At 72.5% G+C, this 24,826-nt stretch carries 23 protein-coding genes and 1 CRISPR repeat array; of the genes, 10 read left to right on the forward strand and 13 right to left on the reverse strand.

From position 1 onward, the window contains the following. Positions 1-16: 16 nt before the first annotated feature. The 3 genes from AC07BF_RS09375 to AC07BF_RS09385 are packed head-to-tail and all read left to right on the forward strand — an operon-like array spanning position 17 to position 2,577. Positions 17-1,321, forward strand: coding sequence for an adenosylmethionine--8-amino-7-oxononanoate transaminase (locus AC07BF_RS09375; RefSeq protein ID WP_478333136.1), 1,305 nt, complete (start codon positions 17-19; stop codon positions 1,319-1,321). Beyond that, entirely contained in the window at positions 1,318-2,076 is a 759-nt protein-coding gene (gene bioD / locus AC07BF_RS09380; RefSeq protein WP_478333137.1) for a dethiobiotin synthase, read from the forward strand. Before AC07BF_RS09375 ends, bioD begins: the two co-directional genes overlap by 4 nt. A 54-nt stretch (positions 2,077-2,130) precedes the next feature. Further along, a complete protein-coding gene (locus tag AC07BF_RS09385; protein WP_363586703.1) occupies positions 2,131-2,577 on the forward strand; it encodes a hypothetical protein in 447 nt (148 codons plus the stop codon). Between the two features lie 220 nt (positions 2,578-2,797). Here AC07BF_RS09385 and AC07BF_RS09390 read toward each other — a convergent pair whose 3' ends face one another. Further along, positions 2,798-3,025 carry a hypothetical protein gene (locus AC07BF_RS09390; RefSeq protein WP_363586702.1) on the reverse strand — a complete coding sequence of 76 codons (228 nt, stop codon included), beginning with the start codon at positions 3,023-3,025 and terminating at the stop codon, positions 2,798-2,800. Between the two features lie 199 nt (positions 3,026-3,224). Here AC07BF_RS09390 and AC07BF_RS09395 point away from each other — a divergent pair, with 199 nt between their 5' ends. Next, on the forward strand, positions 3,225-3,635 hold the full coding sequence (locus AC07BF_RS09395) for a DUF397 domain-containing protein (RefSeq protein ID WP_478333138.1): 411 nt from the start codon (positions 3,225-3,227) through the stop codon (positions 3,633-3,635). A 230-nt stretch (positions 3,636-3,865) separates the two neighbouring features. Further along, on the forward strand, positions 3,866-5,302 hold the full coding sequence (locus AC07BF_RS09400) for an aminopeptidase P family protein (RefSeq protein WP_478333139.1): 1,437 nt from the start codon (positions 3,866-3,868) through the stop codon (positions 5,300-5,302). A 78-nt stretch (positions 5,303-5,380) separates the two neighbouring features. On the opposite strand, the gene AC07BF_RS09405 is transcribed toward AC07BF_RS09400, so the two are convergent. The 5 genes from AC07BF_RS09405 to paaK form a co-directional block, all read right to left on the reverse strand. Beyond that, a complete protein-coding gene (locus AC07BF_RS09405; RefSeq protein ID WP_478333140.1) occupies positions 5,381-6,019 on the reverse strand; it encodes a hypothetical protein in 639 nt (212 codons plus the stop codon). A gap of 127 nt (positions 6,020-6,146) precedes the next feature. Beyond that, positions 6,147-6,614, reverse strand: a complete 468-nt coding sequence (locus tag AC07BF_RS09410) for a GNAT family N-acetyltransferase (protein WP_363631093.1) — start codon at positions 6,612-6,614, stop codon at positions 6,147-6,149. Positions 6,615-6,680: 66 nt separating this feature from the next. Beyond that, positions 6,681-7,412 carry a class I SAM-dependent methyltransferase gene (locus tag AC07BF_RS09415; protein WP_363586698.1) on the reverse strand — a complete coding sequence of 244 codons (732 nt, stop codon included), beginning with the start codon at positions 7,410-7,412 and terminating at the stop codon, positions 6,681-6,683. Positions 7,413-7,457: 45 nt separating this feature from the next. Next, on the reverse strand, positions 7,458-8,513 hold the full coding sequence (locus AC07BF_RS09420) for a substrate-binding domain-containing protein (RefSeq protein ID WP_478333141.1): 1,056 nt from the start codon (positions 8,511-8,513) through the stop codon (positions 7,458-7,460). Between the two features lie 268 nt (positions 8,514-8,781). Further along, positions 8,782-10,038: a phenylacetate--CoA ligase PaaK gene (gene paaK / locus AC07BF_RS09425; RefSeq protein ID WP_363586719.1), complete on the reverse strand. Its 1,257-nt coding sequence runs from the start codon at positions 10,036-10,038 to the stop codon at positions 8,782-8,784. Positions 10,039-10,469: 431 nt separating this feature from the next. Here paaK and AC07BF_RS09430 point away from each other — a divergent pair, with 431 nt between their 5' ends. The 3 genes from AC07BF_RS09430 (at position 10,470) to AC07BF_RS09440 (ending at position 13,703) form a co-directional block, all read left to right on the forward strand. After that, the gene (locus AC07BF_RS09430) at positions 10,470-12,107 is read left to right on the forward strand and encodes a hypothetical protein (RefSeq protein WP_478333142.1); all 1,638 of its coding nucleotides are present in this window, start codon (positions 10,470-10,472) and stop codon (positions 12,105-12,107) included. A 20-nt stretch (positions 12,108-12,127) separates the two neighbouring features. Beyond that, a complete protein-coding gene (locus AC07BF_RS09435; RefSeq protein WP_363586695.1) occupies positions 12,128-12,277 on the forward strand; it encodes a hypothetical protein in 150 nt (49 codons plus the stop codon). A 247-nt stretch (positions 12,278-12,524) separates the two neighbouring features. Next, positions 12,525-13,703: an ROK family protein gene (locus AC07BF_RS09440; RefSeq protein ID WP_363586694.1), complete on the forward strand. Its 1,179-nt coding sequence runs from the start codon at positions 12,525-12,527 to the stop codon at positions 13,701-13,703. Between the two features lie 187 nt (positions 13,704-13,890). Here AC07BF_RS09440 and AC07BF_RS09445 read toward each other — a convergent pair whose 3' ends face one another. After that, a complete protein-coding gene (locus tag AC07BF_RS09445; RefSeq protein ID WP_363586693.1) occupies positions 13,891-14,664 on the reverse strand; it encodes a GntR family transcriptional regulator in 774 nt (257 codons plus the stop codon). Between the two features lie 276 nt (positions 14,665-14,940). Between AC07BF_RS09445 and AC07BF_RS09450 the strand changes: the two genes are divergently transcribed. Together AC07BF_RS09450 and AC07BF_RS09455 are read left to right on the forward strand one after the other, a co-directional pair. Beyond that, positions 14,941-15,747, forward strand: coding sequence for an exodeoxyribonuclease III (locus tag AC07BF_RS09450; protein ID WP_478333143.1), 807 nt, complete (start codon positions 14,941-14,943; stop codon positions 15,745-15,747). 1,440 nt (positions 15,748-17,187) lie between these two features. Continuing rightward, a CRISPR array of direct repeats spans positions 17,188-18,925; the repeat unit is 29 nt; unit sequence GTTCTCCCCGCACCCGCGGGGGTCAGCCG. A 189-nt stretch (positions 18,926-19,114) separates the two neighbouring features. Next, a complete protein-coding gene (locus AC07BF_RS09455; protein WP_478333172.1) occupies positions 19,115-19,321 on the forward strand; it encodes a NaeI family type II restriction endonuclease in 207 nt (68 codons plus the stop codon). Between the two features lie 345 nt (positions 19,322-19,666). On the opposite strand, the gene AC07BF_RS09460 is transcribed toward AC07BF_RS09455, so the two are convergent. From AC07BF_RS09460 to cas7e, 6 genes are all read right to left on the reverse strand, one after another. Further along, on the reverse strand, positions 19,667-20,428 hold the full coding sequence (locus AC07BF_RS09460) for a hypothetical protein (RefSeq protein ID WP_478333144.1): 762 nt from the start codon (positions 20,426-20,428) through the stop codon (positions 19,667-19,669). A gap of 349 nt (positions 20,429-20,777) precedes the next feature. Continuing rightward, positions 20,778-21,098, reverse strand: a complete 321-nt coding sequence (cas2e, locus tag AC07BF_RS09465; RefSeq protein ID WP_400802902.1) for a type I-E CRISPR-associated endoribonuclease Cas2e — start codon at positions 21,096-21,098, stop codon at positions 20,778-20,780. 43 nt (positions 21,099-21,141) lie between these two features. Beyond that, on the reverse strand, positions 21,142-22,065 hold the full coding sequence (gene cas1e, locus AC07BF_RS09470) for a type I-E CRISPR-associated endonuclease Cas1e (protein ID WP_400803801.1): 924 nt from the start codon (positions 22,063-22,065) through the stop codon (positions 21,142-21,144). A 65-nt stretch (positions 22,066-22,130) separates the two neighbouring features. Continuing rightward, positions 22,131-22,787, reverse strand: a complete 657-nt coding sequence (gene cas6e / locus AC07BF_RS09475) for a type I-E CRISPR-associated protein Cas6/Cse3/CasE (RefSeq protein WP_400328477.1) — start codon at positions 22,785-22,787, stop codon at positions 22,131-22,133. Next, on the reverse strand, positions 22,784-23,611 hold the full coding sequence (cas5e, locus tag AC07BF_RS09480; RefSeq protein WP_478333145.1) for a type I-E CRISPR-associated protein Cas5/CasD: 828 nt from the start codon (positions 23,609-23,611) through the stop codon (positions 22,784-22,786). The genes cas6e and cas5e overlap by 4 nt, the downstream gene beginning before the upstream one ends. Next, the gene (cas7e, locus tag AC07BF_RS09485; RefSeq protein WP_478333146.1) at positions 23,608-24,777 is read right to left on the reverse strand and encodes a type I-E CRISPR-associated protein Cas7/Cse4/CasC; all 1,170 of its coding nucleotides are present in this window, start codon (positions 24,775-24,777) and stop codon (positions 23,608-23,610) included. Before cas7e ends, cas5e begins: the two co-directional genes overlap by 4 nt. Between the last annotated feature and the right edge of the window lie 49 nt (positions 24,778-24,826).

The raw sequence follows: 24,826 nt of genomic DNA on the forward strand, positions 1-24,826 counted from the left end.
TGGAGACTGACGCATCATGCCCCAGCTGTCCGCGGACACGCTGCTCACCCTCGACCGCGCCCACGTCTGGCACCCGTACGGGCCGATGCCCGGCACCGCCACCCCGTACGTGGTCGAATCCGCCTCGGGGGTCCGGCTGCGCCTCGCCGAGCCCGTCGCGGACGGGCGGCGCGAGCTCGTCGACGGGATGTCGTCCTGGTGGGCGGCCATCCACGGCTACCGGCACCCGGTGCTGGACGAGGCCGTGCGCGAGCAGCTGGGGCGGATGAGCCACGTCATGTTCGGCGGGCTCACCCACGAGCCCGCCGTCCGACTGGCTGCGACGCTGGTCGAGATCACGCCCGAGCCGCTGCAGCACGTCTTCCTCGCCGACTCGGGCTCGGTGGCCGTCGAGGTCGCGATGAAGATGTGCCTCCAGTACTGGCAGTCCACCGGCCGCCCGGCCAAGCGCCGGCTGCTGACCTGGCGCGGCGGGTACCACGGCGACACCTTCCACCCGATGTCCGTCTGCGATCCGGACGGCGGCATGCACCACCTGTGGGGCGGGGTGCTGCCCGGGCAGCTGTTCGCCCCGCAGCCGCCGGCCGGGTTCGACGCCCCGCTCGACGCCGGGTACGCGGCCGAGTTCGAGGAGTTGATGGCCCGGCACGCCGACGAGCTGGCCGCCGTCATCGTCGAACCGGTGGTGCAGGGCGCCGGCGGGATGCAGTTCCACTCCCCCGCCTACCTGCGGATGCTGCGCGAACTCTGCGACCGGTACGGGGTGCTGCTCGTCTTCGACGAGATCGCCACCGGATTCGGCCGCAGCGGCGCGCTGTTCGCCGCCGACCACGCGGGCGTCTCGCCGGACGTGATGTGCCTGGGCAAGGCGCTCACCGGCGGCTACCTGACCCTCGCCGCCGCGCTGTGCACCGGCGAGATCGCCGACGGCATCAGCCGCGGCGAGATGCCGGTGCTCGCGCACGGGCCGACCTTCATGGGCAACCCGCTGGCCTGCGCGGCCGCCAACGCCTCGCTGGAGCTGCTGCTGAGCCAGGACTGGACGGTCGGGGTCAAGCGCATCGAGGCCGGACTGGCCGACGGGCTCGCGACCGCCGCCGACCTCCCGGGCGTCCGGGACGTCCGGGTCCAGGGCGCCATCGGCGTCGTCCAGTTGGACCACCCGGTGAACGTCCCGGCGGCCACCGAGGCGGCCGCCCGGGCCGGCGTCTGGCTGCGGCCCTTCCGGGACCTGATCTACACCATGCCCCCCTACGTGACGGAGGACGAGGACGTGGCACGCATCGCCGACGCCGTGACCGCTGCGGCGGTGGCCGGATGAGCGCCCGCATCCTGTTCGTGACGGGCACCAACACGGACGTCGGCAAGACCGTCGCCACCGCAGCCCTCGCCTCGACGGCGCTGCGCGGCGGGCAGAAGGTCGCCGTGCTCAAGCCCGGGCAGACCGGCGTCGCGCCGGGCGAGCCCGGGGACGCGGCCGGAGTCCGGCGCCTGGCAGGCGATCTGACGATCCGTGAACTCGTCCGCTACCCGGAGCCGCTGGCGCCCGACACCGCCGCCCGGCGGGCCGGGATGCCCTTCCTCTCCCCCGCCGAGGTGGCCACCGCCGTCGCCGAACTGGCCGCCGCGCACGACCTGGTCCTGGTCGAGGGCGCGGGCGGGCTGCTCGTCCGCTACGACGACGAGGGCCGCACCCTCGCCGACCAGGCCCGGGCCGTCCTGGACGCCGGGCTGCCGGCCGAGGTCCTGCTCGTCGCCTCCGCCGGGCTGGGCACGCTGAACATCGTCGCGCTCTCGGCGGAGGCCCTGACTTCGCGTCAACTCCCGCTCGCGGGCGTGGTCGTCGGCTCCTGGCCCTCCTCCCCCGGGCTCGCCGAACGGTGCAACCTCGCCGACCTGCCGCGCTCGGCCGGCGCCCCGCTGCTCGGCGCCCTGCCGGAACGCGCCGCAGCCGCCGCGGACTTCGCCGCCCTCGCGCTCGCCTCGCTGGCCCCGGAGCTGGGCGGCAGCTGGGACGCGAAGCACTTCGCGCACACCCATCGGCCCGAACAGGCCCCGCTTCGCTCGAAGGGGTGATTCCGGCGCCCGAATCCTGGGTTCGGACGCTACGGGCTCAATACCGTTCCTCCCATGACAGACGGGATGACGGTAGACGAGTCTCTTCGGGCCCTGGCCGCCCTGGAGGCTGCGTGGAAGGACGACGACGAGGCGCTGTCCGCCCTCGCCGCGGGCGGTGCGGACGAGCGGTCGCTCCCGGCGCTGGTCGCCGCGTACGGCGAGCACGCGATGGACACCCTGATGGCCCTGGCCTTCGGCCTGCGGTCCACCATGAGCGACGAGGAGATCGCCGAACTCTCCGACGCGGTGAGCTCCAACATCGGCGCCCGGATGAGCGCCCTGCTCACCCAGGCCCTGAAGACCTGGGGCGCCCTCGCGCCCCCGGACGACCTGGCGGTGACCAAGGCCATCGCCCGGGCGGTGATCGACTCCATGCGCGCCGTGACCGAGGACCCGAGCCAGACCGAGGTCCTCCCCCTGCTGGCCACCTTCCGCACCTACGCCCTCAACGGCGCCTGACACCGGAACCTCGGCGCGAGCTTCGAGACCTCTCGAAGCCCGCGCCGTCATGTCTGCACCCTCATCCACCCTGCGGCAAGCGCGAATCCCCCCGTCGAGGAGGCGAAGAGGATAAGGACGAACACCAAGGCACTCGCCTCCGTGGGAACACGCTCAGGAATCGCGAGGAAAACCACACCCGCGAGCGCGAAGCTCCCGATGGCGATGGCGCCGGAGGCGATTACGGTCGCATTCCCCTGCGGAGGACGACGACCAGCCGCTCGATGACGTCCGGCCGGGCGGCTCCGAGGTCGATCAGGATGACTCCGGTGGCTTTGGCCGAGCGCCAGTCGATGCCGAGGGAGGGCAGTTTGACCTCGGCGGCGCTCAGGACGGCCTGGAGGTCGTCGAGGATGTCGGCCGCGGCGCGACGGTCCTCGGCCGTGACCTTGTCGATCATGCTGCTCATGGGGCATCGCACTCTTCGCTGTTCGTGATCCAACGCGCTTCGGTGTCCCACTCCACGCCACCTCCGACGGGCCGGAGGAAGGCCAGCCCGTGCTGCCACCCCATGAAGACGGCCCAGCACCCGGAGCGGACGTCGTAGACCCGCTCGCCGACAACGGCCGGCCGGTAGGGCTCGGACGGGCGAAGCCCTCCCGGCGACCATGCCGTTCACGCTGCTGACCAGCACGGACAAGAAGTGGATGGCCTACCTCGAAACCATCCAACGGGGCTATGTCGAGCGCGAGGACGAGGACAAGATCCGCTCCCTCGCAGAGACTTACCATTGGCTCCAGGCCCAAGCCCTCTCGTGCGAGGACTCGTTGGCTTCCATCCGCACCCGTCTCAAGGAGTTGCACGCCATGTTCCCCGTCGCGACGGTCAAGCCCACCTCCTGGCTGAAGTCCTCGTACAGCAACGGTGGCGGCCAGTGCATCGAGGTCGCACCCGGGCTCCCCGGCATCCTCCCCGTCCGCGACAGCAAGGACCCCGAGGGCCCTCGACTCGCCTTCGGCGCCGACGCCTGGCAGTCCTTCGTCGCCGGCGTCAAGTCCGGCGACTTCGGCACCGTCTGAGCTGCCAACCGGCGGGGCCCAGTCGGGATGCCGTACTTGATCCAGGTCGCCGGGTGGCGTTGTCGTTGCGCAGGTGGAAGGCCCGGCCGCCGGGCCGGCCGGTTCCGCGAGGCGTCTACCCCTTCTCTTCGAACTCTGCTCGATATACCGTACATAACGCTTGTTACGTACCGGGCAGGTCAGCGTAGCGAAGCACCTTGCATCCACCACCCTCACCTGGAGAGTCTGCTGTGACCGAACCCGCCGAGACCATCAAGTACCGCAAGAACGGCCTCACCCGCGGCGTCACGGACGAGCTCGCCGAGCACATGAAGCAGGGCTGGGCCGACACCGAGCGCAGCGCCCTGGAGCCGATCCCGCAGGCCGCGCACACGGCCCGCCGCCGCGCCGAGCTGTCCGCAGCCTTCCCCGGCGAGCTGCTGGTGATCCCGTCCGGCAACCCGAAGGTGCGGGCCAACGACACCGACTACCCGTTCCGCCCGTCCTCCGACTACGTCTACCTGACCGGCGACCAGTCCCAGGACGCCGTGCTGGTCCTGGAGCCCACCGGCGACACCGGCCACCGGGCCGCCGTCTACCTGCGCGACCGTTCCCGGACCGACAACGGCGAGTTCTGGCTGGACAACCACGGCGAGCTGTGGGACGGCCGCCGCAACAGCCTGACCGAGAACGAGCAGCTGCTCGGCCTGCCCTGCCGGGACGTCCGCACCGTCCACGCCGATCTGCGCGCGGCCACCGGCCCGGTGCGCGTGCTGCGCCGCCACGACGCGGGCGTGGAGCAGTCCCTCCAGGGCCGGGCCGTCGCCGAGCGGGACGCGGAGTTCGAGGTCTTCCTGTCCGGCCAGCGCCTGGTCAAGGACGAGTTCGAGATCGCCGAGCTGCGCTTCGCCTGCGAGGCCACCGCCCGCGGCTTCGAGGACGTGGTGCGCATCCTCGGCACCGACACCGAGACCCCCGAGCGGCTGATCGAGGGCACCTTCTTCGTCCGGGCCCGGATCGAGGGCAACGACATCGGCTACGGCAGCATCGCCGCGGCCGGCCCGCACGCCACCACCCTGCACTGGGTGCGCAACAACGGCCACGCCAAGCCCGGCGACCTCCTGCTACTCGACGCCGGCGTGGAGACCAACCGCCTGTACACCGCCGACGTCACCCGCACCCTCCCGGTCAGCGGCCGCTTCACCGACCTGCAACGCAAGGTCTACGACGCGGTGTTCGCAGCACAGGAAGCCGGCATCGCCGCGGTGAAGCCCGGCGCCGACTTCCGCGACTTCCACCACGCCGCCCAGCGCGAGCTCGCCGAACACCTCACCTCCTGGGGCCTGTTCGGCGACCTCACCGCCGACAAGGTGTACGAGCTGGGCCTGCACCGCCGCTTCACCCTGGCCGGCACCGGCCACATGCTCGGCCTCGACGTCCACGACTGCGCCCACTCGCGCACCGAGGAGCACGTCGACGGCCCGCTGAAGCCGGGCATGGTGCTCACCGTCGAGCCGGGCATCTACTTCCAGCAGAACGACCTGACGGTGCCCGAGGAGTACCGCGGCACCGGCGTCCGGATCGAGGACGACATCCTGGTCACCGAGGACGGCAACGAGAACCTCTCGGCCGGCCTCCCCCGCACCTCCACCGAGGTCGAGGCCTGGCTCGCCGAACTGCGAGGCTGAGCCCCCGGAACGACAGCTGCGGCACCCGGGAACGCCCGGGTGCCGCACGTCGCAGTGCCGCGTGCAGAGCGTGAGGCGTCAGAGTGTCGGCAGCGGTTCGTCGAGCCCCGGCTCGCGCCCCTCGGTCAACCAGAAGACGTAGCCCCGCAGGTAGTCCTCCAGCCCGTCGTCCAGGTACGCCGCGTACCCGCGCAACGCCTCGGGGTCGTTGCGCCCGTCGGTGTCGGCCAGTTCGGCGGCGATCCACTCCCGGACGGCGTCCCGCCCGTGCCACCGCGCCCGGACGGTCTCCGGCGTCCAGTAGTCGCCGCCGTCGCAGTTGAAGCCGCCGATCGGCTCCATCTGGGCGACCCCGACGAGGGCCGCCAACTCCCGGAGTCCGCCAGGCTGGCGGTAGACGAACTCGCAGTGCTCCTCGCCGGAGAGGACGTGCGCGGGCAGGTAGAACGGCCCGTTGAGGCCGGTGTCCGTCATACCGGCGTAGAACGGTCCGGGCACGCCCAGCCGGCTCCGGTCCTCCCAGCGCCCATCACCGACCCCGCCGCCGGAGAGCCGGACGGCCGACAGCGGGTCCCAGTAGGCGACTTCGTCCCAGGGCCCGTCGGCGGGGTAGTTCAGCAGGTCGCCGTGGAACCGCTCCAGCGACCTCTGGAGCCCGTCCTGGAAGGCCTCCTCGCCGTGGTCCGGCCGACGGAACCACCGCCTCGGCATTCGCATACGTCCCACGGTATCCGGCCGTCGCGCGCCCTCCCGCCGCCGGGGCACGTCCCGGCGGGCTGCGGCTACTTCAGCTTCCCCAGCGCCGTCCCCACCCGCTGGACGGCGTCCACGGACGGGGGCGGGATCAGGCGGTCAGCGGCTTGGCCCAGCGGCTCCACTGCGGTTCGGGGCGGTAACCGGCGGACGCCCAGGTGCGGTGGCCGAGGGCGTTGTCGTCCAGCACCATGGCGTCCGCGCGTCGGCCGCCGAGCGCGGCGAAGCGCTCCTCGGCGGCGGCGAGCAGGGCGGCGCCGATGCCCCGGCGGCGGTGGTCGGGGTCGACGGCGAGCCGGTAGAGGTGACAGCGCCAGCCGTCCCAGCCGGCGATCACGGTGCCGAGGACGGCGGCCGGGTCGCCCGCCGGGGTGGCGACGATCAGGCACTCCGGATCCCGGGCGAGCAGCGCGGCCACGCCCGGGGCGTCGTCCGTGATGCTGGCGCCCTTCGCCGCCCGGGCCCAGAGGGCGAGCAGGGCGGGAATCTCGTCGGGGGTGGCGGTGCGCAGGGCGATCCCGTCGGGGGCAGCGGTGCGCGGGGCGATCTCTTCGGTCATGGCGGCCTGTCTAGCAGGCGGTTCCGCCCGACGGCCGGGAATTCCGCAGCCTGGACGGACGGGCCGTCAGCCCAGCCGCCACACCGTGGTGGTCTTGACGGCGGTGTCCTCCAGGTCGGCGACGACCGGCACCTGGTAGGCGGCGAGCGCGGTGAACCGCTCCCGGGGCAGGTAGGCCCGGCCGGGGTCGCCGACGATGACGGTGGCGCCGCGCGCGGCGGCCCGTTCCAGGAAGGGCAGGAAGCGGGCGGCCATGGCCCGTTCGTAGAAGACGTCGCCGGCGAGCACCACGTCGGCCGGGGCGCCGTCGCCGTCCACCAGGTCCACCAGCGCGGCCTCCACGCGCACGCCGTTGGCCTCGGCGTTGAGGCCGATGGCGGCCACCGCGTAGGCGTCGATCTCGGCGGCACGCACGGACGCGGCGCCGCTCAGCGCGGCCGCGACGCTGACCACCCCGCCCCCGGCGGCCACGTCGAGCACCGCCCGCCCGGCCACCAGCTCGGGGTGGTCCAGCACGTGGCGGGCGACGGCCACCCCGCCCGCCCAGGCGAACGCCCAGAACGGCGGCGGCAGTCCGACCTCCCCCCGCGCCCGCTCGGTGGTCTCCCACAGGGTGATCGCGTCCTCGGCCATGTGCAGGCCGACCTCGGGGACGAACGGGACGGGCTTCAGCTCAGTCTCGCGCCGGATGAAGGCGAGGTCGGCCTCCGACGGATCGGCCTCCGACTGGTGGGTCTCCGACTGGTGGGTCTCCGGCTGATCGGTCTCCGGCTTGAGAGTGCGCAGCTCACTCGGCATCTCCGCAGCATAGGGCCCGCACGGGGGTGCTCACGCCCGCCGCAGCTACTGGAGGCCGGCCGCGGAACAGGCGGCGGCGTAGTCCGGCGTGCAGATCTGGGCGACGGTGAAGAGGCCGTCGGCGACCACGGTGGCCTTGATGTTGTCCTTGGTGAGCGCGACCGGGGCGATCAGGCCGGCCGGCACCTTGTCGCTGCTGCCGCTGGTCACCGTGGTCGGCACGAGGGCACCGCCGATTTCCTGGCCGTAGGCCAGGTCGACGGCCAGTTGCGCGGCCACGTCGGCCTCCGACTTGAAGGGCTTGTAGACCGACATGGCCTGGGCGCCCGCCAGGATCCTTTGCACGCCGTCGAGTTGGAAGTCCTGGCCGGTCAGCGGGACACTCCGGCCCGACACCTCGGAACCGGACGCGCTGGAGTCGACCGCGCTGGGTGCGGCAGCGTTCGGGTCAGCCGTGTTGGGGTCGGCCGCGTTCGGGTCAGCCGTGTTGGGGTCGGCCGCGTTCGGGTCAGCCGTGTTGGGGTCGGCCGCGTTGGGATCGGTGGGCGAGCCGTTGGTCGTGATCGTCTCGCCGCCGTCCGCCGTGCCGTCCACCGCCGCCGCGGCCTGGCCCCGCAGTTCGACGACCTTGCGGTTGTCGAAGGACACGTAGGCGTCGACCGGCCCCTGGGCGAGGCGGTCGTAGGCGACCACCTTGACGCCCGCGTCGTGCGCCTTCTGGATCGCCGCCTGGATCGACTTGGCGTCCACCGCGTCCAGGATCAGCACCTTGGCGCCCTTCTTCACGGCGGCGTCGATCTGGGTCTGCTGGACGGCGGTGTCCTGGCCGGCGTTGTAGTAGTCGATCTGCGCGTCCGGCGCCAGTTCCTTGATCTTCTTCTCGATCAGCGGCCGGTCGAACTGCTCGTAGCGGGTCGTCCTGGTCTCCGGCAGCAGCAGGGCTATCCGCCCGGCTCCCCCCCCGGCCGCGGCCGGGAGGGGAGCCGGGCCGCCGCCGGAGCCGCCGCTGGACGACTGCGACGCGCTGTCGCAGGACGCCGCGCCCAGGCCGAGGGAAATCGCTGCGGTCACCGCGAGGACGCGGCGCAGCCCGATGCTCATGAGGATGCCTTTCCGATTGGTTGGGTCCACCCCTCTTTCGTTCGAGTCTGGGAACCTTCGGCCGCGACCACGATCCCGGTGCGCCGAATGGGTCTCAAGCCTCCGTCGGCGGGTGTCCGTCAAAAGGCGTCCGCGAGGCGGAGGCTGGCGGGACAGCAGGCAGCGGCCGGGGGCCGGCGGGACGGCGATAGACGCCGGAGGCGTAGGGCATCCCCCCGGACAGCCCTACGCCTCCGGCAGGCCCCAGGGCTGCGGGCCCCCGTCGGCCTCACCCCCGTTCGTCGACCACCCGCCGGATCTTCCCGACCGAGCGCTCCAGCGCGTACGGCTCCACCACCTCGACCGCGACCGTGACGCCCACCCCGTCCTTCACCCCCCGGACGATCGCCTCCCGCGCCGCAGCCCGCTGCTCGGCCGGGGCGTCCGGCCGCGCCTCGACCCGGACGGTCATGCGGTCCAGCCGTCCCTGCCGGGTGAGCCGCAGCTGGAAGTGCGGCGCGACGCCCGGGGTCCGCAGCAGGACCTCCTCGATCTGGGTCGGGAAGACGTTCACCCCGCGCAGGATGATCATGTCGTCGCTGCGGCCGGTGACCTTCTCCATCCGTCGGAAGGCCGGCCGCGCGGTGCCGGGCAGCAGCCGGCTGAGGTCGCGGGTGCGGTAGCGGATGACCGGCAGCGCCTCCTTGGTGAGCGAGGTGAAGACCAGTTCGCCGCTCGCACCGTCGGGCAGCACCTGGTCGGTGAACGGGTCCACGATCTCCGGGTAGAAGTGGTCCTCCCAGATGTGCAGCCCGTCCTTGGTCTCCACGCACTCCTGCGCGACGCCGGGGCCGACCACCTCGGAGAGGCCGTAGATGTCGACGGCGTGCAGGTCGAGCCGGTCCTCGATCTCGCGCCGCATCTCCTCCGTCCACGGCTCGGCACCGAAGATGCCGATGCGCAGCGAGGTGCTGCGCGGGTCGACGCCCTGCTTCTCGAACTCGTCGAGCAGGGTGAGCAGGTAGGAGGGGGTGACCATGATGATCTCGGGACGGAAGTCCTGGATCAGCTGCACCTGCCGGGCAGTCATGCCGCCGGAGGCCGGGATGACGGTGCAACCGGCCCGCTCGGCGCCGTAGTGCGCGCCCAGGCCGCCGGTGAACAGCCCGTAGCCGTACGCGATGTGCACCTTGTGCCCGGGCCTGCCGCCGGCCGCGCGGATCGACCGGGCGACCACGTCGGCCCACATCGAGAGGTCGTGCTCGGTGTAGCCGACGACGGTCGGGCGCCCGGTGGTGCCGCTGGAGGCGTGGAGCCGGCGGACCCGCTCCATCGGGACGGCGAACATGCCGAACGGGTAGCCCTCGCGCAGGTCGGCCTTGGTGGTGAAGGGGAAGCGGGCGAGGTCGGCCAGGGTGCGACAGTCCTCGGGGCCGACGCCGGCCGCGTCGAACTTGCGGCGGTACAGCTCGACGTTGTCGTACGCGTGGCGCAGGGTGGCCCGGAGACGGGTGAGCTGGTGGGCGCGCAGCTCGTCAACGCCCATCCGCTCGCCGGCGTCCAGCAGCGCGGGCGGGATCGGCTCACCCAGGCGCCGGGCGGGCACTTCGCCGCAGGCGGGCGCTTCACCGTAAACGGGCGCTTCGCCGTAGGCGGGCTCATCGCCGTACGGGCGCGGGGCGGGTGCGCTGCCGGTCATCGTCGCTCCTCCGCAGGTCGGCCAGGACGGGCGCACCGACCGATCGTTCGGTCAGGACGACCCCCACGCCAAGTAACCCAGCGCCCGCACCGACTGTCAAGGGGTCGCACACCGGATCCGGAATGTGAAGTTCCGACCACTTCGGGTGGAGATCGGACCCCCACCTTGGCTGTCCGATATGAAAATCATTACAGAAGTTTGACCCGTGCACGGCATCACCCGGCCCGACCGCGTGGTTCAGTAGTGCGGCTTCTCCCCCGCACCCCGGAGTGATCACCGTGCCCACGACTCCAGCCCTGGTCAGCGCGCTGCGCGAACTCGGCGACCGACCCGCCGTCGTCGCCGACGGGCGCGCGATCAGCGGCATCGGCCTGCTGCTCGGCGTCTCCCCGCCGGGCGGCCTGCCCCGGGCCCTCGCCCAGCGCGTCGCCGCCCACGCCGCGCTGCCGCCCTCCGCCGCCCGCACCGCCGAACAGCAGCTGCGGCACTGGGCGGGCGTCCTCGGCCCGCCGCCCATCCGGCACACCGTGCTCCACCCCGCCACCGACCTCGCCGTCGAACTCGCCCTCGCCACCCTGCTCGCCGGCGGCACCGTCCACTGCGGCGACCCCCGGCAGGACCCCGAGCGGCAGCTCGTCGACCTCGCCGCCAGCGCCGCCACCCACCTCAGCCTGCCCTCCACCCTGCTGTGGCGCCTCAGCCGCCGCCCCGACCTGGCCGACCACGACCTCGGCGCCCTGCGGCTCGTCCTGCACGTCGGCCCCGAACCCCGACAGGACGACGTGTACGCCGCCGTCGACGCGCTCGGCGCCGTCCTCGCCCACGTCCGCGCCCCGCACAGCCACGCCGAAGCCGCCGACCGGCGACTGCGTACCGCCGCCGACGCCGCCGACGCCATCGCCTGGAAGCACGCCATAGGCGTCACCGCCGAACAGGTCCAGGCCTTCGGGACCCACCTCGACCACGCCGTACTGTCCGCGCTGCTGCTGACCCTCCAGCAGAGCGGCGTCCTCACCGACCCCGGGCGCGGACACACCGAGGCCGAGATCCTCGCCGCCGCCCTCGTCACCCCCGCCCAGCGGCCCCGGGTCGGCCGCTGGCTCGACGCCCTCACCCGGCACGGCCTGATCACCCGGCACGGCGACGTCCACTACGGCCGACCCGAGCTCACCGCGGCCGAGGTCCGGGAGGCCTGGCGGCCCGCCGTCGAGGCCTGGAACGACGGACTCGGCCCGGTCTCCGCCCTGGACCGGATCCGGCGCGGCGCACTACGGCTGCCCCGGCTGATCACCGGCGAGGAGGCCCCCCGCCCGGCCGCCGCCCCGATCCGCTGGACGGCCGCTCGCGGCTACCTCGGCGCCGCCCTCGGCGCGCTGGTCCGCGGCATCGCCGAGACCCACGACGGGCCGCAGCCGCTGCGCATCCTCGAACTCGGCCAGGACGACGCCGACTCCACCGTCACCCGGGCCCTCGCCACCCGGCCCCGCCCCGGCGCCGACCACCACCAGCTGCCCGACGGCGGCCGATACGACCTCGTCGTCGCCACCGTGACCGGCCACCCGGACACCGTCGTCCCGGAGGTGGTCGACCAGCTCGCGCCCGGTGGGCAGCTGCTGCTGCTCGCGCCCACCGGCGAACAGCTCGACCTGCTGATCACGGGGGACGCCGAGGCCCGCACCGACTCCCCGGCCTTCCCCGCCTCCCCTGTCCACCCTGCCGCTCCCGTCCACCCTGCCGCTCCCACCTTCCCGGTGTCCGCCGCTGCCCCCGGCTTCCCCGCCTTCCCGGCGCTCCCCGCCGAGCGCTGGCGGGCCGCCCTCACCTCCGCCGGCTGCCCGACCGTCCTCGCGCTGCCCGAGGACGGGCACCCGATGGGACTGCTCGGGCAGCGGCTGTTCGCGGCGCGGATGCCCTGAGCCGCCGCTACCATCGGGCCGTGCCCGACTCCCCCGTGGCGGCCGGCTCCGTGCTCAGCGCCCTGTCGGCCGGCTCCCGGCTGAGCCTCGGCTCGCTGTTCTCCGCCCGTTCCCGCTGGTCGGTACGGTCCCGGCGGCCCGGCGGCGGGCGGCCCGTGGCCGGGCCGTGAAGCCCGGGTCGTGCACCACCACCCGATGCGTACCATTTCGATACCGAAGCCTGGATGAGCTGCAGGGATTCTCGCCCAGCGGGCCCACCCCCGGGTAGGCTCCGCTTGTCCTCCGGCCCTGGCGCAGGCGGCCCCGCGCCGCCGTGCCGCGTTCCGGGGGTGGCACACCCCCGCGGGCCATTCGGTGGGCACCGCGCACTCGACACCGCGCGCCAGGGCAGTCGCGCGAACGGCGAAGGGCATCGCATTGGCGGATCGGCTCACCGGAGGAGACTCCTCGCTGCTGCGGCGGATCAACGCGGCGGTCACGCTTCGGGCGCTGCGGACCGGCCACTCCGTGACCCTCACCCAGCTCGTCGGCGAGACCGGGCTCTCCCGCCCGACCGTCGAGGGCGTCATCGAGGGTCTGGTCGAAACCGGGCTGGTCGCCGAGGTCGACCAGCCCAAGGAGGACGGCCAGCCCGGCACCGGCCGGCGCGGCCGACCGGCCCGCTGGTTCCGCTTCCGCGCCGAGGCCGGACACATCCTCGGCATCGAGGTCGGCGTGCACGACATCCACGTCATCCTCGCCGACCTCACCGGCGAGGTGGTGGGCAGTCACTTCAAGCCGGTCGACGAGACCCTGGACGCCGAGGACCGGCTCGCCGCCGTCCGCACCGCCGTCGCCGAGGTCCTGCGCAAGGCCGGCATCTCCCGCGACAACCTCTGGGCCGTCGGCATCGGCACCCCCGGCATCGTCGACCGCGACGGCACCATCCAACTCGGCACCGCCATGCCCGGCTGGACCGGCCTCGACCTCGGCGCCCGGCTTCGGCGCTCCTTCCGCTGCCCCGTCCTGATCGAGAACGACGCCAACCTCGCCGCCATCGCCGAACACTGGCAGGGCGCGGCGGTCGGCGCCGGCGATGTCGTCTTCGTCATGGCAGGCCTCAGCCCCGGCGCCGGCTCCCTCATCAACGGCAGGCTGCACCGCGGCTACGGCGGGGCGGCCGGCGAGATCGGCGCCCTCCACCTGCTCGGCCAGGAGGTCACCCCCGAGCGGCTCCTCTCCACCACCGGCAAGCCGCTCAACCCGCTCGACGAGGCCGCCGTCGCCCGCGTCCTGCGGCTCGCACGGGAGGGCGACGAGGTCGCGAAGGTCGCCATGGACCGCTTCCTCACCCGCCTGGTCCAGGGCGTCGCCGCGCTCGTCCTCGCCATCGACCCGCAGCTCGTCGTGATCGGCGGCTGGGCGGCCGGCCTCGACGGCGTCCTGGAACCGCTGCGCGAGCGCCTCGCCCAGTTCACCCTCCGCGCCCCCGAGGTGGCGCTCGCCGCGCTCGGCTCCGAGGTCGTGGCGATGGGCGCGCTGCGCGTCGCCCTCGACCACGTCGAGGACCAGCTGTTCGCCGTCGACCCGCCGACCACCGGCAACGGCCGCGCCTGACGGCCCCGGACCGCCCCGCCCTGGGTTGAACCCGGGGCGGCGGTCCGGACTCAGCTCCGCCCGGGCAGCGGTCCGGACCCAGCTCCGCCCGGACCACTCCGCCCACACAACTCAACCCACACAACGGCCGAGGCCCGGACGCCAGTTGGGCGTTCGGGCCTCGGTCTGAGGGTGTCGGAAAAGTGGTTCAGGAGGCGGTGCGGACCTCGGCCGCAGCCCCGACCGGGGTGACCTCGACCAGCCCGGTCGAGCCGAAGGTCAGCTTGCAGGTGTCGGCCCGGTAGGTGGCGACGGCGAGCGCCACCAGGCGGCCGGCCGACGCGTACTGGGTGGTCATCACCAGCACCGGCGAACCGGGCGGGCGCTCCAGCAGGGCGGCCTCGTCGGCCTCGGCGACACCCAGCTCGACCGCGCGGGACTCGCCGTCCACCTCCAGCCGCTCCAGCTGGCGCAGCACCGAGCGGGCCCGGTCGCTCTCTGCCCGGAAGCCGGGCAGGTGCGGCAGCGCGGCGGCCGGCACGTGCAGCGACTCGGTGGCCACCGCCCGGCCCTCCACCAGGCGAACCCGGCGAACGGTGTGCACGGTGGCGCCCTCGGCGATGCCGAGGCCCTTGGCCAGCTGCGCCGGGGCGGGGGCGGTGGTGCAGTCGACCGTCCGCCAGGCGTGGCTGCGGCCGACGCCGGGCCAGCCCTCCTCCTGCCGGTTGACCGGGACGCCGACCCGCGGGGCGGCGATCAGGGTGCCGATCCCCCGGCGACGCACCAGGCGACCCTCCAGCTCCAGCTGGTCGAGGGCCTGCCGCAGGGTCGCCCGGGCGACTCCGAAGCGGGCGGAGAGCTCGCGCTCGTTGGGCAGGACCTGGCCGGTGGAGAACTCCGAGTCGATGGCCCGCAGCAGCACCGTACGCAGGTGCCAGTACTTCGGTTCCGGCACCGCCGAAAGCTGTCCAGTCGTCCCCACCGTGTCCTCCACCCTGCTTCGTCCACCCTGCGGTAAGGAGGGCGGATCCCGGGCCCGCTGTCCGCGGATGCGGCAGGTGGGAGAGCGGGCTTTTATCCGTCCTTCTTTATTAAAGGTCTTTGCAGTAAGCGACCCTAGGGGCATCGTCCGGAGATGGTCAAGACCAATGGCGCGGCTTGGTGCGACTGTCGCACACATTCATGCCGCGTTCACGTCATCCCGCGGCGGCGCGCGTCACGCTTCGGCGCAGGCCCCGGCACTCGGTAGGCTGCCCGGGTGATCGTGGTGACGAGTGTGAACGTGAACGGAATCCGGGCGGCGGCCAAGAAGGGCCTCGTCGAGTGGCTGGCCGGCACCGAGGCGGACGTGGTCTGCCTCCAGGAGGTGCGCTCCGAGCCGGAGCAACTGCCCGTCGAACTGCGCGACCTCGACGGCTGGCACGCGGTCTGGGCCCCCTCCGTCGCCAAGGGCCGGGCCGGCGTCGCCGTCCTGTCCCGCCAGGAGCCGCAGCGGACCGTCATCGGATTCGGGTCCGAGGAGTTCGACAACACGGGCAGGTACGTCGAGATCGACCTGCCGGGGCTGACCGTCGCCAGCCTCTACCTCCCCTCCGGCGAGGTCGGCACCGAACGCCAGGACGAGAAGGAACGCTTCATGGCGGAATTCCTCGTCCACCTCACCGCCCTCCGCACCCGCGCCGCCGCCGACGGCCGCGAGGTCGTCGTCTGCGGCGACTGGAACATCGCCCACCGCCCCGAAGACCTCAAGAACTGGAAGGCCAACCAGAAGTCCGCCGGCTTCCTCCCCGAAGAACGCGCCTGGCTCTCCCGCGTCTACGACGAAGCCGGCTACGTCGACGTCGTCCGCACCCTCCACCCCGACCGCACCGGCCCCTACTCCTGGTGGTCCTACCGCGGCCGCGCCTTCGACAACGACTCCGGCTGGCGCATCGACCTCCAGGTCGCCACCCCGGGCCTCGCCGCCCGCGCCACCGACGCCCGCGTCGAACGCGCCGCCACCCACACCGAGCGCTGGTCCGACCACGCGCCCGTCACCGCGGCCTACGACCTGGGCGACAACTGACCCACAGGCAGCCACAGTTGAGCAGAGCCCAGGGGCGGCCTCGACCGACGGCGCCTCCCCGGGTTCAGGGCCGCTCGGATCACCTGACGAGGCCTGCCAGCTCGCCCGGGCCGGTTTGACAAGTCGGTTCGTTTCACCGCTTCTCGACGATGGCAGCTTCAGACCGCCCGTCGTCCGACAAATCTCCCGCGCTCCGGACGGCGCCGCCGAACGGTCTACCCGGGTGCATCCGCCTGTCCTGGGTCGTCGCGGGGCCAGGTGCCGCGGGCGTGAATGGTGGCAGGCGGGGAGTTCGGCGGCGAGGACACCGACGTGGGGCGCGCGGTCGCCGATGACGTAAAAGCGGCGTTTGACGCGGCTGGCGGCGACGTCGAGGAGGTCGGTGGTCCAGGCGCTGAGGCTGCGGCAGGTTCCGCGGGCTTCGCGGCCGAGGGCGCGGAAGGGGCGATGACGCGCAGGCGTTCGGGGGTGGCGCCGTGGCAGTCGAGTTGCCGAAGGGCGGACGGCGTTGGCGTCTTCGTCGTCTCCACGCTCGGGGCGTCCCACAGGGCGGATCCGTAGCGCAGGTCGGAGATCAGCTCGTCCAATCCCCTGTGGGGCAGGCCGGCGGCGCGTTCGACCGCGATGTGCAGGACCAGGGACAGGGACAGTTTGGCCCAGACCCGGGCGAGTTCGGCAAGCTGGGCGGGGTCACCCCGCGGCCGGTGGCCCGCGGTGACGGTGCGCAGCAGGGCGACGGCTTCAGGCTCCGGCAGGGTGCCGGGGATGAGGCGGCGGGCGCCGTCGCACACAGCGAGGCCGGAGAGCCGGCTGCGGCTGGCAACGACTATCCGGCTGCTGGCGCTGCCGGGTAGCAGGGGGCGAACCTGGCTGACCGTGGCGACGTTGTCGAGGACGACCAGGACACGGAGTTCGGCGAGCAGGGAGCGGCAGAGGGCGGCGGCTGCGTCAAGGTCCTGCGGGGGGGACTGGGTGCGGCCCCCGAGGGAGGTGAGGAGGCGGTGGCGGCCCGGACAGATCCTTTCACCACGCCTGGCGCACAGCCGGCCCACCTGCCGAAGGCGCCAGCCGCAACAACCACTTCCGAAACCGCCACGGGAAGCACGAACTGTTCCCGATCGGACCCACGCCAACCCTGATTCCGCGCACCTCACGTCACCTCCTCCACGGCCTCGCGCACCCGCTGCGCCCGGATCCCACTCGGCCCAGCAGGCGCAGTCCACACCTCCCAGCGCTTACGAAACTGGGCGGTCCGCGGGCCCGGCGGCAGCGAACCGTACGTATAGGGCGATCGGCCCCGCACGTCACCGACACGTGGGATGATTCGCAAGCCCTTTGACACCTCAACACCTCGCCAGCGACGTTGAGACGTCCCCACAACAACGCGCCAAGCCACGCAAAGAAATGGCAAAGCCGCCACAACGTCCCAGGTCGCGAAGGGTTCTCCCCGCACCCGCGGGGGTCAGCCGTCCTTCAGGACCTCGGCGTACTCCTTGCGCTGGTTCTCCCCGCACCCGCGGGGGTCAGCCGTCGATCTCGTCGTCCGTCTCCGGGGGCGCCCAGTTCTCCCCGCACCCGCGGGGGTCAGCCGCCGCACGACCTTCGGGCGGCGCCCCAGCGCGTGTTCTCCCCGCACCCGCGGGGGTCAGCCGAGGACCTCGCGGTGGTGGCGCCCGAAGAACAGGTTCTCCCCGCACCCGCGGGGGTCAGCCGGAGCTGGTGGAGCGCGCCAAGCAGGGTATTGCGTTCTCCCCGCACCCGCGGGGGTCAGCCGTCGTCCTGGACGCGCTGCACCAGCTGCTCACCGTTCTCCCCGCACCCGCGGGGGTCAGCCGCGCATCCGGGCGGCGGTGGACTGCGGGATCGGGTTCTCCCCGCACCCGCGGGGGTCAGCCGACGCGGTGGAGTGCTTCGGATCGTCAGCTGCCGTTCTCCCCGCACCCGCGGGGGTCAGCCGGCGCGTACGGGTCCGCTGGGCGGCCCTGGAGGGTTCTCCCCGCACCCGCGGGGGTCAGCCGTGCCCGCCTACTTCACAACTCCACAGCGTGCCGTTCTCCCCGCACCCGCGGGGGTCAGCCGGCTCTGCGGTCGCCGGTCGGCACGCGGCGGCGGTTCTCCCCGCACCCGCGGGGGTCAGCCGAAGTACGTCCTGGAGCCTGGGGTCGAGGTGGGGTTCTCCCCGCACCCGCGGGGGTCAGCCGGTTCGGGACCTTGTTGCGGGTGGGGAGTTCGGGTTCTCCCCGCACCCGCGGGGGTCAGCCGCAGCAGCAGCCCGCGCGATTCGCCCGGGAACTGTTCTCCCCGCACCCGCGGGGGTCAGCCGTAGACGAAGCCCACGACGACGACGGCTGCGACGTTCCCCCCGCACCCGCGGGGGTCAGCCGCCCTCCGCGGGCAGGCCGGGCAGGTCGGTGACGTTCTCCCCGCACCCGCGGGGGTCAGCCGCTCCTGCTGCGCGACACGAGCAAGGACACCGCGTTCTCCCCGCACCCGCGGGGGTCAGCCCGGACCACCGCACGGGCCCCTGTACGCGACATCGTTCTCCCCGCACCCGCGGGGGTCAGCCGTCACCCGGCGCCGGGCCGGAGCGCGTCGCGGTGGTTCTCCCCGCACCCGCGGGGGTGAGCCGCAGTACAGCTGGAGGGCAAAGTTCCTGCTGCCGTTCTCCCCGCACCCGCGGGGGTCAGCCGGCGTTGACCGTGTGCGGGTGGTGGGGCCCATGGTTCTCCCCGCACCCGCGGGGGTCAGCCGCCGAGTATGAGGGGCGGACCCCCGGCCCGCAGGTTCTCCCCGCACCCGCGGGGGTCAGCCGGCATCGTGACCACCACCATCGCCACGGACCAGGTTCTCCCCGCACCCGCGGGGGTCAGCCGCATTCACGGACCTCGGGGCCGCCGAGAGCGTTGTTCTCCCCGCACCCGCGGGGATCAGCCGCTGGTGCCCCGCGGTGTGGTCCTGGTCGTTGTGTTCTCCCCGCACCCGCGGGGGTCAGCCGACACCGAGGCGGAACGCGATCTCGCTGCCCGGGTTCTCCCCGCACCCGCGGGGGTCAGCCGCGGTCGCGGTAGCCGGGCATGAGGGGTGCGCTGTTCTCCCCGCACCCGCGGGGGTCAGCCGCTCCACAACCAGGGCCGGGTCGTCAACGTCCTGTTCTCCCCGCACCCGCGGGGGTCAGCGGTCATCGGGATCGCTCGGAGCGATGTGGACGCCCGTACCGAGGCAACGACCGTCATAGCTATCGAGCCGCCACCGAGAGCGGTGATGAATCTCGCCACCACAGCCGATATTGAGGATAGGAGAACTCGGCCCATACGGGAGGGTCTGACTGCTACTGCCGGTGCTGGAGCCCTTCGCCCACGGGCTTGATGTGGCGTGGAAGTTCAGCTTCAGTTCCAGAGGTTGGACGTTCCCTTCGGAGGCTGTGGGCCACATCTGTCTCATGCTCTGGGCTGGCGACAGGATGTCTCGGTGGAGCGCAGGGCTCTCTCGTGAAAACTCCCTGGACTTGACTAGCAATCAAAACTTGTCTGATAAAAGGGTGTTGGCGTCTCACGGTCGTCTCGGCGCGGCCTGAAAGTGGCGCGAACCGCCCCTCCGGGAGGACAGGGAGGCGGTGATGAACACCAGTTCCTCCCGCGAGTCCGCGTCCGCCTGCGTGACGCGGACGGGCGCGGTGCCGAATCCTTGGGACTCTCTGTCCCCAACCGCTCGGAGCAGGTGAGTGCAGGCCTCCCCGCCCCTCACTCAGAGGCTGGCACAGCCGTGTGTCATTCGAGGCGGCCAACCTGCCGGCCGAACTGCAGGAGGCACCCGCCGGAGGCGGGCAGGGCGAAGCGGGCGACCGCGCAATCGCGCCGGGACTCGCCGTCGCGTGTGGCGTTCTCCGGTTCCTCGTGGCTGCGGGTGGGCTCGGTCCGGTTCAGGTGTCAGTGGGCAGCCTCAGGTAGCCGATGCCCGCGCTGGTGATCCACTCGGCGGTGGTGCCGTCGAGCTCCCACGGCGCCCTCAGGAGCGTCGCACGCAGGGCGCTGCGGTCCTGGAGGGCGGGCGGTTCTGGTGGCAGTCGTTCGCGGTACTCGACGTTGGGGCCCCAGTGGTGGTCTCCGGGCCGGTCGAGAACAGCGGTGAACTGGTCGACTCGTGCGGGCCAGGACGGGTGGCCCCACCACTGCGGGCACGCCAGTGCACCGTGGCCGGCCGTGTACAGCAGTCCGAAACGGACGCCCGTGTCCTCGATCTGCGCGACGAAGCCGCGCAGGCTTTGGTCGGCGTGCTCGATGTAGTCGTCGAGGTCGGCGTCGGTCTTGACGAGATCGCCCAGCGTCGTACCGGTCGCCAGCTTGCGTGCGGGGTTCGTCAGCCAACGGTAGAGCCGGAAGGCGAGCGCGTCGGCGTCCTCGATCGTGAGTGCGGCCAGCCCTTCACCGGTGCCGGACCTGACGCCGTGTTCCCTGGCCCATCCGCGGAGCCGCTGCCGCACCCCGTGGGTGGTGTGGCTGTTGATCCGCATCATGTCACCGTCGGACAGGCGCCCTTCGGCATGCCAGTTCTCGACGCAGCCGTTGCGCCAGGCACCGTTGGTGAGGCCGATCGCCAGGAGGTCCAGCAGGACGGCCAGGTCGGCGGGATCGGCTCCCGCCTTCGACCGCAGCATCTCCTCGAAGACCTCTTCGGTCATCATGGCCCGGGCCTCGTCGACACGGCGTTGGACCTCGACACGGCGTTGGACGTCGCCGGGGTGCTGCTTGCGTCGGTCATCGACTTCCTTTCGGCGTGATCGGTACTCTGCTCACTGATACCAGACAGTGCAGAACAGCTGGGTGCCGCCTGTTGTCACAGGCTGTTGTGTGCCGCCATGTGCCAGCCGTCCTTCCATGCGCTCGTGCCGTCGGGGCTGGCCGCGGCCCCGCCCACCACCTCCGTGCCAGTGCCCACCACGGGCCGAAGCAGTTCACCCGGGGCAGAACCGGGCACGACGTTGTCCGGGGAGGACCCGACGGCCGGCCCTCACTGCCCGAACTGCGACGTTCCTACGGCCTTGCCTCTTCCTGACCGTCCGTGAGCTGTGGGCGGACCATCGCGACCAGCGTCATGCCGTCGAAGTCGACGGGCTTCCTCCGTTGCTCGCCGGCTGTTCGCAGCTCGAAGCCCTGCTCGTTGGCGGCGGGGTGGACCAGGACGGCAACGCCGGTTCCGATGCATCCGCTGACGGCCTGCCACAGTTCCTCGCGTACCTTCGCAGAGATGGTGCCGACGTAGAGCTGGGGTGTGACCTCAAGGAGCCAGCGGGTGAGAGCGCCTCGTACGTGGTCGGGGACGGCAGTGGCGGACAGGACGGTCATGGTCGCCATGGCCACTCCTCGGCGAAGCGCGAGCGGAGAGTACGGAAGCGCTTCACGGCAGTTCCTCTCCCGCGTAGTTGACCCCGCCCGGGATGGGGCCGGAGACCGGGTCCCACAGGTCGACGAGTTGTTCCTCCGGGTCCGGGACGGTGATGTCCTGGTCCGGAGCGAGCAGGCGCTGGATGTCGGTGACGATGCGCGGCAGGAGGCGGAACAGGCGCAGGCCGTCGCGGAAGCCGCGGCGGGCGTCGGCTTCCGGTTGTGGGGAGGCGTGGAGGGAGAAGGCGAGCGGGATGGTGAGTTCGGCCTTGTAGAGGTCGGCGACGTCGTAGACGAAGGCCTGCTGGTTGCCGCTGTGGACGAAGCCGAGGGCCGGTGAGCAGCCGAGGGCGAGGATGGCCGCGTGGACGATGCCGTAGAGGCAGGTGTTGGCGGAGGAGAGGGCGAGGTTGACGGGGTCCTGGGTGTCCCAGGAGTCCGGGTCGTAGTTGCGGCGGAAGCGGCCGATGCGGTGTTGCTGGGCGAGGAGGCGGTAGTGGGCCTTGATGCGTTGGCCTTCGAGGCCTCGGAGCTTGTTGAGGTTGCTGCCGGCCGGGACGGTGCCGCGGCCGAAGCGTTGCTCGTACATGGCGGTGGCGACGGCGAGGCGGGTGCTGTCGTCGGCCCAGGTGCGGGCCTGGCGTTCGAGCCAGGTGGTGGTGAGCGAGTCGGGGAGAGTGGCGGCGTAGCAGCGGACGCCGCCGGATCCGGCGATGACGACGGTGGTGCCGTGGCGGGCGAGGGTGGCGAGGGCCCGGGCGGTGATGGAGGTGCCGGGACCGAGGAGGACACAGCTGAGGGCGGCGGTCGGGAGGTAGACGGTTTCGGTGCCGCGGTGGGGGCTGGTGACTTCGGCGCAGACTCCGGTGTCGTCCTGGACGATGCGGACGATGTCGAGGTAGAGGAAGGAGAGGGAGTCGGCGACCCGGGGCAGCATGGCGACGGTGGGGGCGGCCAGCTTGCGGCGCGCGGCGCCGGGGTCGGGGTCGGGTCGGCGGCCGGTCACTGTGGCCCCCGGTGCGGGGCGATGCTGAGGAGGCCGCAGCCGTAGGCCTTGCCCTTGCCGATGCCGTCGGTGAGGCGGGTGCGCAGGCGGTCGGCGTCGGTGATGACGGCCGTGCCTTCGAACAGGACGCGGTCGTGTTTGACGGGCCGTTGGTCGCTGCGCCGGTCTCCCCGGGCGGCGTCGAGCGGGGTGGAGTGGAGGGTGCCGAGGTTCAGTCCCGACGACTCCGCTTGGCGGGCCCACCAGTCGTCGGCGGCCGCGCCCCGGAGGGGGACGACGGCCTTGAGCTGGTAGAGCTCGCGGGTGGTGCGGCTGGGCTTGCGGATGGGGTTGGCGGCGATGCGGTAGCGGAGGTGCAGGCCGGGCCGGAGAGCGTCCAGGAGTGGTGTGAGGGACTTGGCCGCGGCCTGGCCGTATCCGGTGGGGAGGCGGTTGAGGTCGGGCGCTTGCGCACTCTGCAGGAGGATCTGGTCGCCGACGGGCGTGGACTCGCTGCGGAAGAGGACCCCGAGTCGGCGGCGCGGTTCATCGGCGGCGACGCGATCGGGGAAGAGCGACATCATGCGGTGGTGCAGGTCGACGGCGCCGGCGTTGTCGCGACGGGCCTCGCGGCTGCGCGGGTCGGGGATGATGCGGGTCAGCCACAGGGTCATGCGGGGACGCTTTCGGGACGGATGGTGTGCTGGTCGAGGTAGTCGCCGAGGGCGGTGAGGTAGCCGGCGGCGAGGCCCTTGCAGCGGCTGGCGGGCAGGATGAGGGTGCGCTGGTAGCGGGGGCGGGCGCGGTAGGTCCGCCTCCGGGGGTGGAAGGTGAGCGGGTCGTCGGTGACCTCTCCGGCGGCGGCGCTGCCGTCGTCGTCCCCGGGCTGGGAGTGGTCACCGAGGCGGTCGAGCGGCTGGTCGCCGTGGAAGACGGTGTCGACGGTCTCGGTTTCCGTAGGGACTCGTCGGGCGATCGGCAGGTGGACGAGGTGGTACAGGGGGTCGTCGACGAGACCGAGCAGCAGCGGCCCTTCGGGCGGGCAGGAGCGTCGGCCGAGGTAGGGGGGCCAGTGCGGGTTCCGGAGTGCTTCCGCCCACTCGGCGAGCTGCCCCGGGTCCGCGGTGATGACGGCGGTGAAGGCCGCGTCGGCGAGGTAGTAGCGGTGGGACAGCAGCGTGGCGGTGGCGCCGGAGCGCTTCTTCCCCTCTGCGGTGGTGACGGTCCGCGCCGCAGGCAGCCCGCCACCGACGGTGTGCAGGTCGCGCAGGACGACGCCCGTGCGGTCGGTGCGCACGGTGAGCGAGAGGGTGGCGAGATCGCTGATGTCGTCGCCGCGCTTCCTGCCGAGGGCCGCCGCGAGCAGGCCGATGACGCCGGAACGGGTGGGGAATGGCGCGGTGTCGCGTTCGTTGAACTGGCTGGTCTCGCCCCAGGACTGCAGCGGTGCGGCCAGACGCAGCAGCAATCCGCAGGTGTCGGTGGCCGCGGGGTTCATACGCCGGCCTCGGCGGGGGCGGTGGTGAAGGCGGCGTCAACGGCGGTGTCGATGAGCTGCGGGAAGGAGTCGACGCGGGCGCCCAAGCCGTCGAGGTCCTTGTCCTCAAGGCTGGCCCAGGCGGCGGTGACGGTGCCGCGGTTACCGAGGAGCTTGTTGGCGGCGGTGGCGTAGCGGGCGAGGGCCGCGCGGGAGGCGGGGGCGTAGCCGCCGTTCTCCTGGGAGGGGACGGGCTGTTCGAAGGCCGCGGCGTAGGAGAGGGGGCGGTCGCTGCGAACGGCGATGTGGACCAGGTCGGGGATGGTGTGGGGGGCGGTGGCGGTCTTCTTGGCGCGCGGGAGGGAGAGGATGAAGGCCTCGGCGAATCCGGCTGCGAGTTCGCGGGCGGCGTCGTGGTCGCCGCCGAGGTTGCGTTCGAGGTCTGCGAGGTCGACGGTGGCGTAGCGGTAGAAGACGCCGGCGCTGAACTCGGCGTGGCCCATGTGGGCGCTGCCGGTGGTGTCGCCCCAGGCGGAGGTGACGTCGTCCACTGCGGAGAAGTAGTCGAGTTCGACGTCGGTGCCGTGGGTGGTGAGGGCGTGGGCGACCTGGACGGCGCCGTCGACGCCGGCGTCGTCGACCTCGGCGAGCATACGGCCGAAGAGGTTGATGACGCCGTTGCGACTGCGCAGGATCGCGTCGATGGCGTCCTTGGGCAGGACGCTCTTGTCGCTGGTCTTCTTGATGTCCTTCGCGTTTTCGAGGTCGCTTCGGTGCTCCTCGGCGAGGTCTGCCAGTTCGGCGACGGCGGTCTCGGGCACGTAGACCATGGCGTTGGTGGTGATGACGGGCGAGTCCTTGGTCTCGAACTTGATGCTGCTGCCGGCGGCGACGTGCTGGCCGGCGCGCTGGGCGAGCTCGGCGGGCCAGCCGCGCTCCTCCTGGAGGAGGCGGGTGACGCGGGCGCCGATGCGGCGGGTGCGCAGGGCCTGCTCGCCGAAGCTGTCCTGGAAGTACTCGCGAACGGCGCGCTTCCAGGACTGGCTGCTGACGCGGGTGCGTTCGGTGCCGCCGTAGCACACGGTTTTGACGGAGTTGTTGTCGTCGCGGTTGAGGTTGGCGAACGGGACGCTCTGGACGACGTGGATGTCGAGGAAGCGGGCGGTGGTGCGGTCGGGGCCGGGCATGCACTGCTCCTTGGGGTTGGTGTGTGTTGGGGGTGGGGGGTAGGGGGTC

The sequence above is a fragment of the Kitasatospora sp. NPDC043950 genome (assembly GCF_056435345.1).